This window comes from Microseira sp. BLCC-F43, assembly GCF_041929235.1.
In the GTDB taxonomy this organism is placed as follows: domain Bacteria; phylum Cyanobacteriota; class Cyanobacteriia; order Cyanobacteriales; family Aerosakkonemataceae; genus Microseira.
Genome location: NZ_JBHFNP010000012.1, coordinates 1 through 17,322, shown reverse-complemented (window position 1 = coordinate 17,322; position 17,322 = coordinate 1). Strand labels below are relative to the sequence as shown.

19 protein-coding genes and 3 pseudogenes are annotated in these 17,322 nt (G+C 45.4%); 2 read left to right on the top strand and 20 right to left on the bottom strand.

The window, feature by feature from the left end; genetic code table 11:
• Positions 1-97: 97 nt before the first annotated feature.
• The 12 genes and pseudogenes from ACE1CM_RS01615 to ACE1CM_RS01560 all read right to left on the bottom strand — a co-directional run bounded on the left by ACE1CM_RS01615 (position 98) and on the right by ACE1CM_RS01560 (position 8,096).
• Entirely contained in the window at positions 98-394 is a 297-nt protein-coding gene (locus ACE1CM_RS01615; protein WP_374875655.1) for a hypothetical protein, read from the bottom strand.
• A gap of 117 nt (positions 395-511) precedes the next feature.
• Entirely contained in the window at positions 512-1,489 is a 978-nt protein-coding gene (locus ACE1CM_RS01610; RefSeq protein WP_374875654.1) for a HEAT repeat domain-containing protein, read from the bottom strand.
• A gap of 9 nt (positions 1,490-1,498) precedes the next feature.
• Positions 1,499-1,726 (bottom strand): ferredoxin family protein, encoded by a 228-nt coding sequence (locus ACE1CM_RS01605; protein ID WP_374875653.1) that lies wholly within the window; start codon positions 1,724-1,726, stop codon positions 1,499-1,501.
• A gap of 4 nt (positions 1,727-1,730) precedes the next feature.
• Positions 1,731-2,534, bottom strand: a complete 804-nt coding sequence (locus ACE1CM_RS01600; RefSeq protein WP_374875652.1) for a class I SAM-dependent methyltransferase — start codon at positions 2,532-2,534, stop codon at positions 1,731-1,733.
• Positions 2,535-2,572: 38 nt separating this feature from the next.
• Positions 2,573-3,004: a hypothetical protein gene (locus ACE1CM_RS01595; RefSeq protein WP_374875651.1), complete on the bottom strand. Its 432-nt coding sequence runs from the start codon at positions 3,002-3,004 to the stop codon at positions 2,573-2,575.
• 72 nt (positions 3,005-3,076) lie between these two features.
• Positions 3,077-3,439 carry a hypothetical protein gene (locus ACE1CM_RS01590; RefSeq protein WP_374875649.1) on the bottom strand — a complete coding sequence of 121 codons (363 nt, stop codon included), beginning with the start codon at positions 3,437-3,439 and terminating at the stop codon, positions 3,077-3,079.
• Between the two features lie 128 nt (positions 3,440-3,567).
• Positions 3,568-3,942, bottom strand: coding sequence for a zinc ribbon domain-containing protein (locus ACE1CM_RS01585; protein WP_374875648.1), 375 nt, complete (start codon positions 3,940-3,942; stop codon positions 3,568-3,570).
• A gap of 12 nt (positions 3,943-3,954) precedes the next feature.
• Positions 3,955-4,146: an HNH endonuclease gene (locus ACE1CM_RS01580; protein WP_374875659.1), complete on the bottom strand. Its 192-nt coding sequence runs from the start codon at positions 4,144-4,146 to the stop codon at positions 3,955-3,957.
• 234 nt (positions 4,147-4,380) lie between these two features.
• A pseudogene (locus tag ACE1CM_RS01575) lies at positions 4,381-5,124 on the bottom strand (reverse transcriptase domain-containing protein); the annotation flags it as partial.
• A 151-nt stretch (positions 5,125-5,275) separates the two neighbouring features.
• Positions 5,276-5,482: an HNH endonuclease gene (locus ACE1CM_RS01570; RefSeq protein WP_374875658.1), complete on the bottom strand. Its 207-nt coding sequence runs from the start codon at positions 5,480-5,482 to the stop codon at positions 5,276-5,278.
• Positions 5,483-5,698: 216 nt separating this feature from the next.
• Positions 5,699-7,147, bottom strand: a pseudogene (locus tag ACE1CM_RS01565) (reverse transcriptase domain-containing protein); the annotation flags it as partial.
• 394 nt (positions 7,148-7,541) lie between these two features.
• Entirely contained in the window at positions 7,542-8,096 is a 555-nt protein-coding gene (locus tag ACE1CM_RS01560) for a reverse transcriptase N-terminal domain-containing protein (RefSeq protein ID WP_374875647.1), read from the bottom strand.
• A gap of 162 nt (positions 8,097-8,258) precedes the next feature.
• Here ACE1CM_RS01560 and ACE1CM_RS01555 point away from each other — a divergent pair, with 162 nt between their 5' ends.
• Positions 8,259-9,140: an IS630 family transposase gene (locus ACE1CM_RS01555; protein WP_374875646.1), complete on the top strand. Its 882-nt coding sequence runs from the start codon at positions 8,259-8,261 to the stop codon at positions 9,138-9,140.
• Complete coding sequence (locus tag ACE1CM_RS01550; RefSeq protein WP_374875657.1) at positions 9,031-9,330, top strand: transposase; 300 nt, start codon at positions 9,031-9,033, stop codon at positions 9,328-9,330. Before ACE1CM_RS01555 ends, ACE1CM_RS01550 begins: the two co-directional genes overlap by 110 nt.
• A 1,373-nt stretch (positions 9,331-10,703) precedes the next feature.
• On the opposite strand, the pseudogene ACE1CM_RS01545 reads toward ACE1CM_RS01550, so the two are convergent.
• The 8 genes and pseudogenes from ACE1CM_RS01545 to ACE1CM_RS01510 all read right to left on the bottom strand — a co-directional run.
• Positions 10,704-11,225, bottom strand: a pseudogene (locus ACE1CM_RS01545) (reverse transcriptase domain-containing protein); the annotation flags it as partial.
• Entirely contained in the window at positions 11,137-11,556 is a 420-nt protein-coding gene (locus tag ACE1CM_RS01540; RefSeq protein WP_374875645.1) for a hypothetical protein, read from the bottom strand. The pseudogene ACE1CM_RS01545 and the gene ACE1CM_RS01540, both read right to left, overlap by 89 nt.
• Positions 11,553-11,699 (bottom strand): hypothetical protein, encoded by a 147-nt coding sequence (locus ACE1CM_RS01535; RefSeq protein ID WP_374875644.1) that lies wholly within the window; start codon positions 11,697-11,699, stop codon positions 11,553-11,555. Before ACE1CM_RS01535 ends, ACE1CM_RS01540 begins: the two co-directional genes overlap by 4 nt.
• Positions 11,700-11,795: 96 nt before the next feature.
• Positions 11,796-12,560, bottom strand: coding sequence for a Tc toxin subunit A (locus ACE1CM_RS01530; RefSeq protein ID WP_374875643.1), 765 nt, complete (start codon positions 12,558-12,560; stop codon positions 11,796-11,798).
• A gap of 711 nt (positions 12,561-13,271) precedes the next feature.
• A complete protein-coding gene (locus ACE1CM_RS01525; RefSeq protein ID WP_374875642.1) occupies positions 13,272-14,771 on the bottom strand; it encodes an RHS repeat-associated core domain-containing protein in 1,500 nt (499 codons plus the stop codon).
• Positions 14,772-15,061: 290 nt separating this feature from the next.
• Positions 15,062-15,202 carry a hypothetical protein gene (locus ACE1CM_RS01520; protein WP_374875641.1) on the bottom strand — a complete coding sequence of 47 codons (141 nt, stop codon included), beginning with the start codon at positions 15,200-15,202 and terminating at the stop codon, positions 15,062-15,064.
• Between the two features lie 145 nt (positions 15,203-15,347).
• Positions 15,348-16,664: a WD40 repeat domain-containing protein gene (locus tag ACE1CM_RS01515; RefSeq protein WP_374875656.1), complete on the bottom strand. Its 1,317-nt coding sequence runs from the start codon at positions 16,662-16,664 to the stop codon at positions 15,348-15,350.
• Positions 16,625-17,137, bottom strand: coding sequence for a WD40 repeat domain-containing protein (locus ACE1CM_RS01510; protein WP_374875640.1), 513 nt, complete (start codon positions 17,135-17,137; stop codon positions 16,625-16,627). The genes ACE1CM_RS01515 and ACE1CM_RS01510 overlap by 40 nt, the downstream gene beginning before the upstream one ends.
• Positions 17,138-17,322 lie beyond the last annotated feature (185 nt).

Genomic DNA, 17,322 nt, shown 5'->3' with positions numbered 1-17,322 from the left:
TGTAATCATGGCGTTTCTTTTTCGACGTTCAATTTTATCGCTATTTACTGTTGGCGCAACTCCCTAAATACAAAAGTTAATACTGACTGCGGATAAATCAGCAGTCGTCGTTTTTCATCCCTGGTCTAAAGACACAGGGCGGATCGTTCTCCCAGTCGCCCTGGTAATCAGCCCACCGCTGTGCATCTCGACGACGGTACGACCAATCGTACTGTCCAGAAACAGGTTCGCCAGCAAAGGGATCGCGATGCCAACGGCGAATTAAATCGCCACTAAAGATAGGCTTCCAGACAAAGTGGCAGTTTGTTTCCCATTCAATTCGTGAAAGCTGAGACGCCGCTAAGTATGAATATCGACTGCCAAGTCCATAATAGAAATAAACTGAAATTGTCATTAATTTAAACTTGAAAATTGCTAGTTATATCATGTGCATTATCAACGGTTATCTAACTGCTAATAGCTAATAGCTAATGGCTGCTGGAGGAGGCAATTGACAATTAGCAATTAGCAATTAGCCATCCATAGAGTAACGAGCGCAATTCTCCTGAATCTTTTGAATTGCCCGTTGCGCGTAGATACTAACATCCCGATCGGGATCGTCTAGCGCTTGCTGGAGGGCGGTGAGGGCATCGGGATTGCCCAATTTGCCGAGAGCGATCGCAGATTCTTTCCTCACATCTGAATACTCATCTGCCAGGGCTTCTATTATTGCGGATAAACACTGGGAATCCGGGATTTTTTGTAACACTTGTAAGGCAAATTTTCGCACCTGCCAGTGTTCATCCTTCAGCGCAACTTCAACCGCAGGAATGGCTTTGGGATTCGCCTGAATTGCCAGAGACTTGGCAGCATTGCGGCGTACTTGCCAATCCGGATCGAAGGCGAGGGATTGACTCAGTAATTCTACAACTTCCTCATCTGCTAAATGGCCTAAAGTCAAAGCCGCCTCACGGCGGACGCTATCATCAGAATCAGCGATTAAAGATAAAGCAGGTGGGCAGATTTGAACTTGATTCAGATAGCGGAGAGTAGTAATAGCTGCTTCTCGCAGTTGGGAATGTTCCGATTTCAAGAAAGTCAGCACCGCTGGAAGAGACTGGGCATCGTGAATTTTCCGCAACAGAATTAACACGTTGAGTTGTAAATTAATATCTTCTTGGTGCAGCGCATCTAACAACAGCAGTAAATGTTCCGATGATACCAATTCACCTAAAGCAGATAATGCCTCTTGGCGAATTTCTGCATCTTTGGATGCGAGACATGGCAATAAAGCGGGAACAACGACGGGATTGGCAAGTTCCCACAAGGCAGTTACCGCGATTTTTTGCACGGCGGTGCTTTCATCTTGCAAGGCAAGAATTAGAGCATCAATTGCCTCTTCGTCTCCCAAATGTTGCAGAGTTTTGACTGCAACTAAGCGATCGCTTAAAGTAGGCGATCGCAACATTTCCAACCACTGATTTAACTCAGAATCCGTAGACGCAGACATTTTTTATCCTCACCGTAACAAGAAAGGAATTTGCACCGTAATCGCCTTCGTAGGACATTCTTTTTCACAGGGCAAACAGAACCAACACTCATCGTATTTCATATAAGCTTTGCCCGTCTCTGGGTTCTTTGCTAACACATCAAGCGGACAAACCTCAATGCAAACCCTGCATTTTTCCAAACATTTAGATTCATCGACGATTACAGGAACGTCTACTCGTTGTGTAGTTAAAGCCATAGATTTACTCTCCTTTGTTAGCTAGGTTTTTGTCGATCGTTGCACGTAGGAAACGATAACCTACGTCAATCTCTGTGAGTTTGCGGATTTTTCCGTACTTGGCATCCCATTGATGGTTGTTCAAATCTGCTGCCAGCGATTTTACTCCTTGTGCAACTAAACTCTCATCAGCCAAAACAAAAGATGATATCCCTGCACGAATATCGGGGTTTAGATACATCTCAGGACGGTTCCAACCTGCTGCCGCAAACAGATCGGATAAATCGGAGGGTAACATCAAAGGGAAAGTTTCAACATATCTGTGAGTATTTGTCTGAATTAGATTGGCAATTTCGGCGAGGGGTAGAAACCGCAGTGCATCTTCCCAAAGGCAAGGAAAGTAATCGTAAAGCCAGATTTTCTGAGCTAGCCTGATATCAAAAGTCAGCAACACAATTGCCCCATTTATAACAATTCTATACATCTCTTGAAAGGCTTTCTTTAGGTTGGAAAAGTGATGAATGGTGAGAATACTCACCGCTGCATCAACAGATTTATCTGGCAAAGGAAGAGCTTCTGCATATCCAGGGAACCATTTGACTTGGGGATGTTCTATTGCTTGCGATCGCATCATTGATGAAGGTTCTATAGCATAGACAGAATATCCTTGGTTTGCTAATGCTAAACTGTAACCCCCAGTTCCAGCCCCAATATCAGCGATTGTGCTGCTTTTTGGCAAGTCTAGCAGGTCAATTATCGCTTTTACAATCCGAGGATCGGGAACGCGAGAAGTTGCATAGTTTTTACCAATGGAATCGTAGAGAGGCATTTTTCAACACCAGTAAATAGCTATTAGCAATCCAAAATTTATCGTGTTGCTACATCATAAACTTCTCTTAGTAAATCCACCTCCACAACATAAGGCTCTACTGGACGCTTAAACAACACCATTTCCCCCGCCCGATCCTGCTTCAAATTCACATGACAAAACCACTCCTGATTATTTTTTTCCGGAAAATCCAAACGATAGTGATATAAACCCCAGCGACTTTCCCGACGATACAGCGAGGCGCGTGCAGCCATTTCAGCACAATCGCGGATAAAATGCACTTCCATACAGCGCATCAATTCGTGAGCGTCACGCGCTCCCATTTGCGCTAAAGTCTCGTGATAGCGGATAAAATTATTCAACCCAATTTGCATTTTGTTACCTGATTTTGGTGGTTGCAGATAGTCATTCACCAGCCGTCGCAGCTTATACTCTACCTGAGTATGCGGAATACCATTAGGCTGATTCAAAGGGGCATATATGCGAGCTTTTTCCGCTTATAAAAATTCGGCATCTGGTGACAAATGCTCTAAGTGTTGGATCTACTCAACCGCATTAGTTCCTGCTAATCTACCAAACACAAACGCCCCAATCATATAATTATGAGGAACGCTTGCCATATCTCCCGCCGCATACAATCCCGGTACTGTGGTTTCTGCTTTCTCATTCACCCAAACACCAGAAGCACTATGTCCGCTACACAGCCCAATTTCCGAGATATTCATCTCAATACCGTGGGTGCGATAATCTTCAGATCTGCCCTCATGAAAGCGTCCCCGACTCGGTCGCTCGTTTGACCACAAAATCGACTCAATTTCAGAAATTGTATCCTCATCTAAATGGGTCATCTTGAGTTGAATTGGCCCCTTGCCGGAGTTCAATTCTTTCCAAATCTCTAGCATCATTTGACCGATCCAGTAATCGCAATTGATGAAGCGGTGTCCTTCGGCGTTGGCGGTGTATGCGCCAAAAGGCCGAGCAACGTGACATCCTCCCCCGCCAAATCAAAGATTATGGTGGGGGCTGCCAAAACTCACAATTTGGATTTCGTGGTTGCTCTCTTTTGAGATTGCGGCACTTGCCTAGATTGAGTTGCCTCAATCCCCGGTAGATCGCCTGCACAGGCAGTTTCCTTTCCCGCTAGCCCAGCGGTACTAACTAGCTTAATTCCTCGATTCCTGATATTTTGACCTGCTGCTACGTCCCTATCGGTTATGTAGCCACAATGAGGACAGTTATGGACTCTAACGCTCAGGTGTTTATTTACTTGACCACCACACTCGGGGCATTCCACAGAAGTCCCCCTAGCATCAACTTCACGCTCAGAATTTTCCCCGCTGTCGGGTGAGGAGAGAGGGTCACCCCTCTCTCCTCCCCTTTGAACCGGACATGAGACTTTCGCACTCATCCGGCTATTGCCTTACTTCAAGCGAGATTTAACTTGGGTTTTATGTACCTGCTTGTGACACGGTTTGTGTAAGTGCTGAAGGTTTTCCACGTCGTCTGTTCCGCCTTCCGCAACAGGTACTATATGATGGGTTTCGATTTCCTCCCCGTTGAATAGGAATTCACCACACTCTGGACATTTCCAGTTCTGGTTCTCAGCTATCATATAAAGCTTGGCTCCTCTATCAAAGCGAGATTTACCAAACTTCTGGTGACGTTTTTCCCAATATTCTTTTAACGAAGGGTCGTCGGGACTTGCGTCACCTTTGACCTTTATATGACGTTCGATGGGTGTATGTGCGATTTGGTACAGGACAAGTTCCTTGTCTTTCCCTTTACGTTCGCTTGTAGTACAAGCGAACACCCATCTGTTGCCTTTAATGGTTTTGAAGTAACGTTTGCGTACCCATTTTGTATTTTTGTTGGGATGTCTACGTTTTGCCCAACGCCAAAGGTATTGCCATACCCGATTTGAGATATAACTGAAGGTTTCTTTGCTCACCACCCCTTTGTAGTAGTTAGCAAAACCCCTGAGAATTGGGTTGAGCTTTTTAATTAAAACTTCCTGCTCTACACCATTCAAATTTCTGATTTCCTCACCAATCCGCTGACAGAAGGTTAGCACCTTCTTTTTGGACGGCTTGATTAAGAGTTTTCCGTCGTAGTGCCGGGAGTTGAACCCAAGGAAGTCAAAGCCGTCTTCCATTGACGTTATTAACGTCTTCTCATTGCTGAGTTCTAAACCTCTTTCTGACATCCATGCTTGAATCAGGTCTTGGGCGGCTTCGAGACTGTGTTTGTCTTTAGCCGTAACAATAAAGTCGTCGGCGTACCGTACCACACCAAGTTTGGAGTTGGTGGTCTTGATGAAGTTTTCTAGACCATGCAATCCTATGTTGGCTAATAGAGGAGAAATGACTCCTCCTTGTGGTGTGCCTTGTTCCGTGGGATTGAGATTTCCTTGGAACACAAAACCCGCTTTTAACCATCCTTTGATGCGTTGTCTTTTTGGGAACATACCCATCATGTTCAGGATGGATTCATGTGTTATGTTGTCAAAGAAGCCTTTGATATCAGCTTCTAGAACCCAGTTGTGCCATCTGGATAACAGGATGAAACTTTGCCCTATTGCATCTTGACAGCTTCTTCCCGGTCGGTTAACCTAAGCCGGGAGATCGCCCTCCCGACTCGGCGCAAGAACCGTGCGTGAGATGTTAACCTCACACGGCTCCTCAGTACATGGATTCCACCTTTGCTTGTGGCTACTAATCTCGCGTTTACGTTTTCCACCTTGATTACCTGTGAATTTGGTCGTGGCAGTGTAGGTGTAATAGGACTAGGTTATCGTCACTGTTTTTCCCACCTTGACTTTGTGGTTTCAGGTGGTGTTTTTCAATAATATCTCCCGGTCTGAAGTGTTGTCCGCAGTGGTGGCATTTTGCTTTCTGTCGCTTTAGCAGTCTTGCTTTTTGCGGTTCTGTAGTTAGGAAGTTATCCCCCATTCTCGAACTCCAATATGTGACATCCCCATCAAAGGGCGAACGGTTTCCTTTTACTTTTGTCCACCGTGTTCCAGCTTTGTAAGAACTGTACTTATCGAGCTTGGTCAAGGTATCTTCGTTCTCCGAAAATACCCAGTTGTCTCTCTCGATTGATTTCCAGTATTTCTTAGCTATCTGGCCGTTTGATTTATTGGGATGTCGTCTTTTCGCCCATCGCCATAATACTCGGAACACTAGATGATCTAGTTGGCGGAAGGTTTTCCCCGCGTTCCACGGGGATTGGTAATTACTCCATCCTCTGACTTTGGGGTTGAGAACCTGTATCAGCTTTGATTGTTTCGCTGTTTTTAGTTCGTGGACTTGCCCCGCTATCGCTAGATAGTGTTCTTGGGTATTTTTGTCACTGGGTTTGATGATAGTCTTAAAGCCTAAAGCTTTTCCCCTACTTGTTTTTCCGCTATGATTTCTACCCACCGCGAACTGTCTGATAGTAAAACCCAGAAAATCAAATCCCGGTTTTTTCGCTTCATGTTGTCGCAGTGTGTGTACTAGCTTCGTTTTTTCTGTTTTTAGATCTAGCCCTATATGTTCCAACCATTCTCTGACGATTTCCTGGCATTTCTCGACTCCACTTAGCTCGTCGCCAATTATTAGGAAGTCATCGGCGTATCTGATTAGTTTCGGTTGAGATACATCATCTCTCCCGAACTTTCTCCTCGCACCTTTGATGCACCCGTTACTATACGTTGGATATACTTCTTCTATTGCGGTTTGCATTCCATGTAACGCCATATTTGCCAAAAGCGGTGAAAGAATCGGGCCTTGAGGGGTTCCACTGTCCGTTTCCTGCCAGTTTCCCGCGTCTAAAACCCCCGCTTTTAACCAAGCTTTGATTTGTCGCCTGAAACAGGGAATCGTGTTGATTTTCGCCAGCAGTTTTTGCTGGTTAATTCGGTCGAAGCACTTCGCTATGTCCGCGTCTAGGACCTATTTCGGTTTTGCCGTTAATACTAACCTGATCGCTGCAATCGCGTCATGACATGACCTTCCCGGTCTAAACCCAAACGATTCGCTTTCAAAACAAGCTTCCCATTCGGGTTCCAAAGCGATTTTGAGTAGGGCTTGCTTGGCTCTGTCTTTTATGGTGGGGATGCCTAGAGGACGTTTTTCCTGACTTCTGGGTTTTGGTATCCAGACCCTTCTAGCGGGGCGGGCTTTTCCGTCTATTTCTAGTACATTAACCAGTGACATTCGCTGTTTTTTGTCGAGCTTTTTTATCCCATCCACTCCGGCAGTGTTTCTGCCTTTGTTTTCTTGGGTTACTCTTCTAACAGCGATCAGCTTCGCGTACCGGGATTTGACTACCATTTTTTGGAGTCTGCGAACGAGCTTCACGTCTCCACGCTGACTAGCTCTATAGATCCTTTTCTGAAGTTTGAAGACTGCCCCCTCGACTTTCGCCCAGTTGACCTTCTGCGATTCCACTTGTGATGTAATCTCCGTTTTGGAGATTGACTTCCTACTGTGAACGTATAGACCATGTAGCAGTGGGTCTGTTAGCCTATCCCTTCGATTACGGAGGGGCGTTTGCTTTTGACCCCATCCCCCCGATGGGCGACTTACGCTAGCTACTACTCTCGGATTCGACCTATCCTTGAGAGTCATCCCATCGGTTAACTCGTTCCCAACTTCCGTTGATACCGACAATAGATCCTGCCAACTCCTCCGGGTTTTGGTTAGTGTCGATGGTCAAGGATTCTTTTGCTATCTACCGTTCGCTTGAGCATTTTTCGCTCCCAGCGTTACAGCCTGATTTCGCTGGTTCTGATTAACGAAGGATAAATCAGTTCACTTTCGTTGCTCGTAGTCGGACGCTTGGTGCTTCACCGCTTGAGGCTGGCAGTTGATCGCCGTTTATCCCCGCTGCGATTCTGGCGGTGCTACCCTCTCCATAGTCGGGGGATACGCAGTCCTCTGGACACTTGAGGGGAGGGACTTGTCAGATATGACTCACCCTCACGGAAGTTGAGTTATCTCGGTTTGGGGCATTCACCCTTCGCTATTGACCTCCTTTGCGGCTGATCGCTTTCTCTGGAGGTGTGGTGTGTTCGAGGGTTGAATCCCTCTCGGCTACACCAACGAGCCGCACAAAGCCGTAGGAGTTTTGCTCAAATACAGCTTCCCATTCGGGTTCTAGTGAATTCTTTACTATTGCCTGTTCGATTCTGTCTCGCACGGTAGGGATTGAGAGCGGTCGTTTCTTGCCGTTTGGCTTGGGTATCTCTACCCGCCTTGTTGGTTTGAGGTTTCCCCCATTCCAAGTGTTTACCAGAATCACTCGCTGCTCAGGGGTATTGACAACCTCTTTGTCAATGCCTGCCGTTGCCTTCCCTTGATTGGTTTGAGTGATACGTCGAACTGATAACAGTAAATTTGCGTAGCTTCGTAACATCAACTTCTGCAAGCTTCTTAGCTTACGGAACTCACCAAGCTTTCTCGCACGAAAGATTCTCTGACGTAGGTTTCTGACAAGCTTGTTAACTTTCTTCCAGTTAATCTGGTTCCAGTCTTCTAGCCGTCTCTTTAGTTTGTTTGTTGTCAATGATGACACCATCTAACTTGTCCTCAGATTTGATTCCTTTGTTGGATTTACTTTCGTATAAGACCCAGAGGAAGTCTGCTAAACATTCGTTCAGGGGTGATGTTTCATATCGTGTCCCTTCCCATCGGTTGTGTATAGTGGGGGAGTGGAAAATTATGTGCGATCGCAACCAATATGCCGAAGCGATTAACCATTGCGCCGCATCTGAGTGTAGAAGAACTGGAAATTCACTACCGTCGTGCATCAAATCCAATAGAACGTACTCGCTACCAAATTGTTTGGTTGCTAGCACAAGGAAGAGCCAGTACTGAGGTGGCAGCCGTCACTGGCTATAGTTTGGAAGTAGTACGTCGAATAGCTCGCAGATATAACAAGACTGGTTCACAAGCGTTAACAGATCGACGTCAAATTCATCCTGGCCCTGAGCCGATGTTGTCTCCGACACAGCAAGCCCATCTGTGGCAAGCACTTTCTGGCGCTGCTCCTGATGGAGGTTTATGGAATGGTCGTAAGGTAGCCGATTGGATAGGTGAGTTAATTGGTCAACCAGTAGGCAGACAGAGAGGGTGGGAGTATCTGCGACAGATGACCTTCCGATTAGTCAGCCACGTCCACAACATCGGGAGGCTGACATTGAAGAACAACAACAGTGGAAAAAAACTAGCAGTTAAGTTAGAGGAAATACAAGCTCAATACCCACAAGCCGATGTGGAGCTTTGGGCAATGGATGAACATCGGCTTGGACCGGGGTCTGTGGTACGGCGAGTGTGGACACCAGAAGGACAACAAGCAATTGCCAATGTTAACTGGCGCTTTCAATGGTTATGGGTTTACGGTTTTGTACATCCACAATCAGGTGAAACCTACTGGTGGATTTTGCCTCAGGTGAACACGCTCGTTATTCAACCGAGTTTTAGCAGACTTCGCCACACATTTTCAACTCGGCCTGCACAAGCGTATTATTTTAGCTCTCGATCAAGCTGGTTGGCACACCAGTTACGCTTTAAAAGTTCCGGAAGGCATTCATCTGATACATATGCCTTCCCACTCGCCTGAATTACAACCAGCAGAGCGTCTATGGCCCTTGACCGATGAACCGATTGCCAACGAGTCATTTGATAACCTCGATCAATTGGAGGAAGTATTATTTCATCGTTGTCGCTCATTACTGTACCAACGTGATTTAGTCCGGGGTTTAACCTGTTTTCACTGGTGGCCAAAAACAGCTGCCTCGACTTATAACTAATCTGCTTGTGAGCCAATTTCTAGCTCTGATTGACGCGATCATTTGACCGAAAAAATAGAGGCTGCGCTAGGGGCTATAGTGGCGGAAAATTGTTCGCGGTGTAAAACACGCGAACAATTTTCCGCCCGTTAACCTAAGTGTTTCAGCTCCAATTGGTAGCTCTTGTCGAACTGATAACGGTCAGTGAGATTCGAGCGATCGCTGTTGGAGTATAAGAGGGAAAGTGGTGCGCGGATTTGGTATTAAGCGCGATCGCACGGAGCGCCGAACACCCCCACTATACACAACCGATGCGAAGGGACACGATATCAACCCCTATCTGGCCCATTACAGGCTAACGTTCGCTTTTTCCTCCATCCTTTACCCTCCAGGGATTTCCGTCTTCGTTGCCTCAGACCTACTAAGAGTAATCGACCTCTCTTAGACTCTGTAGGGCTTACCCTGTTGTGTCGTCTAGTTTTTCAACCCCCATTAGGTGCTATCTATTCTGCGGTGGAAATTTGGTTCTCACGATTTATGGAGCTGGAAGCCATAAATCCTATCCACTTACCTTTTGGTCAGAACCTAACAGCCTTATTTGGTTCGTATATGTATGACGCAGTTTAGAACGATAGTTCACTTTACGTTCTCCATTAAGGGTTTCCCTTTCGCTCCTGACCGCCTTAGGCTGGCAGCTTCGGCTACTTTCGTGGTCTGCACTCCGTCTCGTTCATTGCTTACTTGAGACGTGACCGGACTCTTGAGAGTCTTTTACGTAAGGGTGGCGGGTGAGAATCCGTCAGGAGAGTCGGCTCTCCATACTAAACGGGTTGGGTCGATGGAGGCTATTAAACCTCGCACCTCCCATTTAGATCGCAGCGTGCAAGTTTCCCCGCACTGCGCTCCCGATATTCTAGGCTCGTGCCTTGCTCATGTGGATGTAATCGTGGCAGGATTCATGTACAGCGATTAAATTCTTTGGTTTCCAGTTTGAGTGGTTGCCATCGATATGGTGTAGGTGAATATGTTCACCAGGCATGAATTTGTGACCACAACTGCCACATGAATGGTTTTGCCTTCTAAGCGCTTCAGAGGTTTTACCGTTGTGGAGCTTGCTTTCACGTTTGCTCGAGTATGCGATATCGCCGTCCTAGGGGGATTTACTCCCTGTTACCTTGCCCAACCCACTTTCTTGGTATGGAACCGTTGGGAAAGCTATATCCAGCAGTTTTTTACTGGTATATCGACTTTGTTTGGTTTCCTTGTTGAATACCTTTGTAACCCGCTTTTGGATGAAGTAGAGAGAGTTTCTAGCTCCATCCATCTTCCAGTATTTATGGTAATTTCTCCCACCTCTGACTAAGGGGGCTAGTTTGGTAGCTTTGACCTTAGCACTATTGGATGGCTTTTACTTTCTTGCGGAATGCTTTGAAGTTGTCCACTGAGGGAGTACTTCTGAATTTTCCGTTGTTCTGCACTTTGAAGTGCCAACCGAGGAAATCAAATCCATCTGTCGTAGCAGTTATTTTGGTTTTCCTTTCACTGCTTTTTATTCTGATGGCGGCTAAGAAATCGTTGATTTTTCCAAGTATTTTGACTTCATCGTCTTTGGGTTTCAGGAAAAATACCATATCGTCTGCATATCGGACGCTAGGGTGTATGTTTTCTATTCCATTGAGAGCGATGTTTGCCAGTAATGGACTGACCACGCCACCTTGTGGTGTGCCTTGTTCAGGAAATCCTACATTTGTTCCGGCTTTTAAGCATCTCCAGATGCCTAGCTTTAGACCCGATGGGGCAATTAGGTTTTCCATAATACAGGTGTGGTTAATCCGGTCGAAGCACTTTTCGATATCCAGTTCGATAACTCGTTTCTGGTAGCCTTTTTGCTTTGAATTCAGATTTTGGTACACGTATTTTTGGGCATCCTGTGCCCCGCGTCCGGTTCTGAAGCCGTAGCTTCTGGCGTGGAAGGTAGCTTAGGTTTTCAATTTCGCCCTTCTCGTTCAAGTTTAGATATTTACTACCATCTAGTTTTTTGTTAATATAGAATTGATGGGCTATGCCGGAATTAATTTCTTGTGGCGATAGATTTTGATAAAGCAAGTCTTTCAATTCTTGCCAGGAAAGCCCCGTTTGTTTTATAAACGTTTCTTTGTTGGTTAATCCCCCAAAGTTTGTTGGCGAGACATCAACTCCATAACGCTGAGTCAAATCGCTAGCTTCAGCTTTTTCTGTTATTATCAAAATTCTAAATATTCCCGCCCCCAAATCTCATCGCGCTTATCGCCATCTTGTTGTGGATAAAAGATTTCGTAGATGTCAGCAAGATTGGTGTTAAAATGACCGAGATAAGTCCGAATTTGTTCGAGGTAAAGATTGAAAGGCAAGTGACCTGGATATTTGGCAGTAGCGAGGTGTCGGAACGTATCTTCAAGTTCCTTTTTGGCTTTTGAAGCTTCTTCGTCAAGCTTCTTTTTGAGTTTTTACGCTAAAATTTCCCTGACAATTTGGGTGTAAGGAACAGTATCGTTGGTATTGTCGCAGGTCAATGGAATGTTTTCTAAATCGGGGCGGCGATCGCTCAGGCTAATAAAGTTTGAATTATTTTTGTTAACCTGAGTAATATACTGCTCAACAATTCGCATTAAATCGACAAAATAGGCAGCCGGACTAAAAATAGATTGACAGGGGTCGCATTGTAAATAATCTAGACTGCCAAATAGCTTTTGGTAGCTAGGGAGCGATTGAAAGTTCTCGCGCACTTGAGCAGCATTATCACCCAGCATAGTTCCGAAACGCGGCGAACCAAACTGCATGGTGTTTGCCAAAAGTACCATCACGCAGGCTGTTGTCTGGGTAGCGTTGCGATGAATTTCTCTGGCTTTTTCTGGATCTAGGTTTGAAGCTTGGACGAACTCTGCTTCGGGGGTGGAGGCGATCGCCAGTGCTGAATCTAGTTTCTGACTCTCTTCTGAAGAAGCAACAAGAAGCATTTCTCCCTCCTCTCCTTCACCTTGCACTGGTTCCTGAGAAGGATCCAAAAGCTTCTTAGCATCGCTGGGATCGATATCAAGGCGTAACAACCGTTGGTACGCTTTTAGGCGATCGCATACTGTATCCTTATCCAAACCCTCCCAATTTAATGCTTCTATAGCATTTTCATCGTTGTTTAGTAAATCAAATTCCGGGTAGCGATCAAAGAATGGCTTGAGAATATCATCGGTTTTAATTTGAGTTAAATAGGACATTTTTACCTCCATTGATCTGATATTTTACGGGTAAATTTTGAGAGGTTATAATTGTTGTAAACCTAAATTTTACAATCCTTTCTTTTTTTGGCATTTAAGCCGCATCATCCTTTAGTAAATAGTCCTCTAACAAGCTAATATCGAACTGATCTTTAGCGACTGCTTTACCAATATTAGGCTTGCCAAATTTTCGGTTACCAGAAGTATCCATTATTATAAAATACGTGAAAAATTACCTGGGTATATCTCTCGGCAATTTGCCCTAAAACTCCCTTTTTAAGCTCATATTTTACGGTTTATATATCATGGTGCTTTTTTTTTTCCAATTTTCATAGCCATTATAACTATCCAAACAATTATCACTAATATAAAACTTTTAAAATAGTTGTTTTTTGAATAAATGTAAGCTTTACTATTGGCAAATATTTTGATTTTTTATCTAATGAGATAAGCCGATAAATGAACTTCAGAGTCATTATTTCGCGGGTTTGTACTCTGATATTGATAGAAATTATCACCTAGTATGTAATAAGTTTTTAACCATATTATTGTTTTTGTATAAGAGGTTTTCGCATATTTTCCTGTAAAAAATATTAAATTTTTGCTGCGGTCTGTAATTAAAATATTTAACTATTGCTGCGGATAAAGATGGCAAAATATTTTTAATTTTACCGCTAACAGCGATGCAAAAATTTAGTCTATTATTCTGATTTAGATCGCATTTATTTGTTGATGACCATGTTCCAGACGAGCATGATCGCGTTCAGCAATCATTGCAAGGCTTGTTGGAAGTTGATTTTCAAAACTCTTTCTTGCTTGAAAACCTCGGAGAGACCGTTGAATACGAATAGCAGAAGCAGTACTAACAGATCTTGTTGTTAACTCTTGCAGATATGCGCGTGCAGAAACAGTAGCAACAGATCTTGTTGTTAACTCTTGCAGATATGCGCGTGCAGTTTCCCTGTCCTTGTTCATCCCTTTTTTATCTCTAAAATTAATCGGATTCCCTCCCACAAACGCATACAAATTCAACCCATCAACAGTTCCTGCCGGATCGCAACTCATCCACCGTCCCAACCAAGGCGCATAATAACGCGCACCGTAGTAATACAAACCCGTCGCTGCATCCCGTTCCTTACCCGAATAGCGGTAGTGCTTCAACTTCACCTCCGCTAAACTTTTCCCCGCCACAAATGCCGTACCGCCGTAGGGAAAATATTCCTCATAGCTAATCAGTTGCCCCTGATCATCCACCTCCATCGTTGCCGAACCTAAATGGTTGTCAAGTTGGTAGCGCACTTGAGGATTTTTCAACCCTTGGGGCCGTTTTCGTTTAGTCCATTGGTTGCGAACAGCGATGCAGGTTGTGTCATCCATCACCCGCAGACAATGGCGTTCCTCGGTGACAGTTTCTTTTCCTCGGATTCGCCGTTTCACTCGAGTTTGCCGAATTTCCACCCCACCTAAATAAATCGTCTCCTCAATGTGGGCAACCTCAATCTGGACAACTTTCCCAGGTTTGTCGTAGCGTTCTGTCACCTTGCGAACTCGACTGCCACTGCTGTCATAGACGTAATATTCCGCATCGCTGTCAGCATCTTTTCGTTCAATGATGGTCACGCTGGCAATATTGTTGCGATAATTCCACTGCACTCGCCCAATGCCTTGCATTTTGATTTGATTGCCATTCCCATCAAAAAATTTGTCAATGTCGCTGGCGGGGGCAGTGGGTTGGGGCGTAGTCGCGTTCAGCAGTTCGCTATCTACAGCACGGTTGGAACCTTCCGAAACCGTTAAGTTGCGAGTGCGAGGGTTTTTTCCTTGGTGTTTGATGCAGTACAGATTCCCCGCTTGGTCGTAAGTATAGCGACGGATGTAGTTTTCTACCGCTTGGGCATCATTCAAATTCTGTAAAGGTAAAAATCCCGCTTCGGGTACGTCGCTATGCCGTTCCTGCTGTCCAGACAAAGCAGGATGTTCTCGTCGAGTCGCTGCTACCAAACGATAGAGAGCATCGTAAGTGTACCTACACACTGGATCGACTTTTTGGTTGTTGTTGAAGACGGTTTCCCAAGCATTATCGGCAATTTGGGTGATGTTGCCCACCGGATCGTAGATATAATTCAAGTCTTGCAGGGTTTTATTTTCCCCCTTTGTCAAAATCCGCGTCAGGTGGAACGTGGTAGCTTCGTACTCGTAACTTGTCGTCACCCTATTCCCGTAAACAATCCGAGTGCGCTGCCCTTTGGAATTGTAGTCAATGCTGTTAACGTAAGTTGTCGGTTGGGTTTCTCCTGCGTGAGTGACTTGCAGTTGGGCGAGACTGCCGGAAAGATGGTAGGTAGGACGGTAAAAGAGGAGGGCGATCGCACTTCTTGAATGCTTAGCTCAACTGATTAGTTGATAGTGGCGATCGCCTTTTCGATAGTTGGTGGCTGGGGAGGGGCGATCGCGCCCCCGTTCACCCATAAGAATAGGAAAAAAAATCGCCTCTTTTATCACTATTTAGTTGAGGAATCAGCTTTGATCCAGACGTATTTTTTACAGGTTTCGCAGGCGGCGATCGCCATCTCGCGTAATTCGGGATTCTCAATCTCTTCAGACTTTGTGAAAACGGGATGGTAAGGGAGACGATCGCTCAACCGCCTGAAAATTCCAGTAGCCGAGAGTGCGTGAAGCGAAGCTATCCCGAAGGGAATCGCCCTGTTACAAAGAATTGGTATTAAGTTTTAACTCGTCCTGAAGGTACTGTCTCTTCTCTTCATCGCTGAGGTGACCCCCCATAGTCTACCAGGCTAGCTCTCTAAGTTGATTGAGTGTCAAAGGCCAAAGTCGCACTGTATCGTCCCAACTGCCACTAGCGATCCAATTCCCTCCAATGGTAAGAGCTACAACTGCGTTTGTATGACCCCGTAGATTTATAGGAGTCACTGTAGAAGGGTCGGCAGACGTTAAGTCCCAAAGCAGAACCGTTCCAGCAAGGTCACCGCTGACTAACCACTGGCTATCAGCACTCACAGCTATTGATCGGACAGGTTTTGAGTGCCCAAGTAGCTCAATCATTTGTCTAGCGGGATCTTGGGCTTCCAAATTCCAGAGACGCACAATACTATCTTCACTAGCAGTAATCAGCCAGCGGTTGTTAGGACTGACAGCAACCTGAGAGACGTTCTCACCATGTTCGCTCAGTTCCTTCCATGCTATTGTGGGATCTAGGTTTGTCAAATCCCACAATAGCGCTCTATTATCCCAACTTCCTGTCACCACCCAGCGATGATTAGTGCTGAAGGCTACTGAGGTAATCTTGGTTTCATGCTCCGATAACTCAAAGAAGTCTTGACTTGGATCTGGAGCAGCTAGATTCCAAAGTATTGCTTTACCATCTTCATCTCCAGCGATCAGCCATCGGTTATCGTGGTTAAAGGCAATTGCCGTGATTTGGCTGGTATGTCCTAGTAACAGCCTGATTGCTTGAGAAATGTCCTGATTATCGACGTTCCATAAACCAACAATGCCATCAGAACTGCCAGTTGCGACCCAACTGCCCTGTGGACTAACTGCCAAAGCAGACACATCCTCTGCCATACTGGTCAGGACATAGCTTGGTTTTGTAAAATTGCTTGCTAAATCCCAGAGGCTAGTACTACCATCCTTACTACTAATAACCAGACGATTGTTGACTTCATCGAAAGCAATTCCGCAAATGCGTTGGTTATGGAACTTTACACGCCAAAAAGACTTCACATGGGTGTCAGCTTGCATCTCCCAAAGGTAAACATCCGTGCGATCACCACCTGCCGCTAACCAGCGACCATCACGGCTAGAGGCTACAAATCTCACATGGCTTTTAGGTTCGTCAAAGACTCTAGGGGAAGCAGAAAAATCGGGTACAGTCAGGTTCCAAAATCGCGCCATTTTATCTGCACCACCTGTAACCAACCAGCGATCGCTAACTGCAACTGCCAAAATCTTGTCATCATGGGCAGGTAAGCTAATGGGTGCTGTTACTGAGTCTGCGTTCGTTAAATTTCGCAAATGAACAGTACGATCGGCACCAACTGCGATCAGTTTTTGGCTATCAGGTGTAAAGGTAGCAGCATATATAGCTCCTTTGTGACCAGGCAGAACTGCAAATGGCTGAGCAGGCTAGAGACATCACTCAGTTCCCACAGACGCGCCGTGGGAAATTCAAACAAGCCAAAATCAGATACACCTTGAGGTAAGGTGACGAACCAGCGGCTGTCAGGGCTAAAGACAATCCCAAATGTAGGAGAATCAGTCAAGGGTATGGTTTTAACAGGGGCAGGAAAGGTTTCGGAAGACAAGTCAAACAACTGAACTGTTCGATTGCTCCCAGTTGCCCCAGCAACAACTAGCCAACGCAAATTAGGACTGATTCCCACTGGTGTGACCCCTTCGCTGCTTTTTGGTAGAGTTTTTACAGGTTCAGTAGGCGTACTGCTGCTCAAATCCCACAGATGAGCAGTACCATCTCTGCTTGCCGATACAAGCTTATGATTGTCAGAGCCAAAGACAATCACCAAAAACGCGCAGGTCTGCCTCCGGGCTAAAGACATGGGTCGGATGTGCTATTGCGATTTTAATCGCAGTCAATATTGTATGCTATGATATTACAAAATTGACGATTTGTATGGCGGCTAAAAAAGCTTCAAGCAAAACAAAAACCCTTTCATTTGTAACCGAAATACCGCCAGTGGTATCGGCTGCAAACGAGATGGTCTTGTCGTCTAGATTTGAGGAG

Coding starts and splice junctions, on each gene's coding strand:
- ACE1CM_RS01615 (WP_374875655.1), bottom strand. CDS start 394: ATGACAATTTCAGTTTATTTCTATTATGGACTTGGCAGTCGATATTCA.
- ACE1CM_RS01610 (WP_374875654.1), bottom strand. CDS start 1,489: ATGTCTGCGTCTACGGATTCTGAGTTAAATCAGTGGTTGGAAATGTTG.
- ACE1CM_RS01605 (WP_374875653.1), bottom strand. CDS start 1,726: ATGGCTTTAACTACACAACGAGTAGACGTTCCTGTAATCGTCGATGAA.
- ACE1CM_RS01600 (WP_374875652.1), bottom strand. CDS start 2,534: ATGCCTCTCTACGATTCCATTGGTAAAAACTATGCAACTTCTCGCGTT.
- ACE1CM_RS01590 (WP_374875649.1), bottom strand. CDS start 3,439: ATGATGCTAGAGATTTGGAAAGAATTGAACTCCGGCAAGGGGCCAATT.
- ACE1CM_RS01585 (WP_374875648.1), bottom strand. CDS start 3,942: ATGAGTGCGAAAGTCTCATGTCCGGTTCAAAGGGGAGGAGAGAGGGGT.
- ACE1CM_RS01580 (WP_374875659.1), bottom strand. CDS start 4,146: ATGATAGCTGAGAACCAGAACTGGAAATGTCCAGAGTGTGGTGAATTC.
- ACE1CM_RS01570 (WP_374875658.1), bottom strand. CDS start 5,482: ATGGGGGATAACTTCCTAACTACAGAACCGCAAAAAGCAAGACTGCTA.
- ACE1CM_RS01560 (WP_374875647.1), bottom strand. CDS start 8,096: ATGGTGTCATCATTGACAACAAACAAACTAAAGAGACGGCTAGAAGAC.
- ACE1CM_RS01555 (WP_374875646.1), top strand. CDS start 8,259: ATGCCGAAGCGATTAACCATTGCGCCGCATCTGAGTGTAGAAGAACTG.
- ACE1CM_RS01530 (WP_374875643.1), bottom strand. CDS start 12,560: ATGTCCTATTTAACTCAAATTAAAACCGATGATATTCTCAAGCCATTC.
- ACE1CM_RS01510 (WP_374875640.1), bottom strand. CDS start 17,137: ATGTCTTTAGCCCGGAGGCAGACCTGCGCGTTTTTGGTGATTGTCTTT.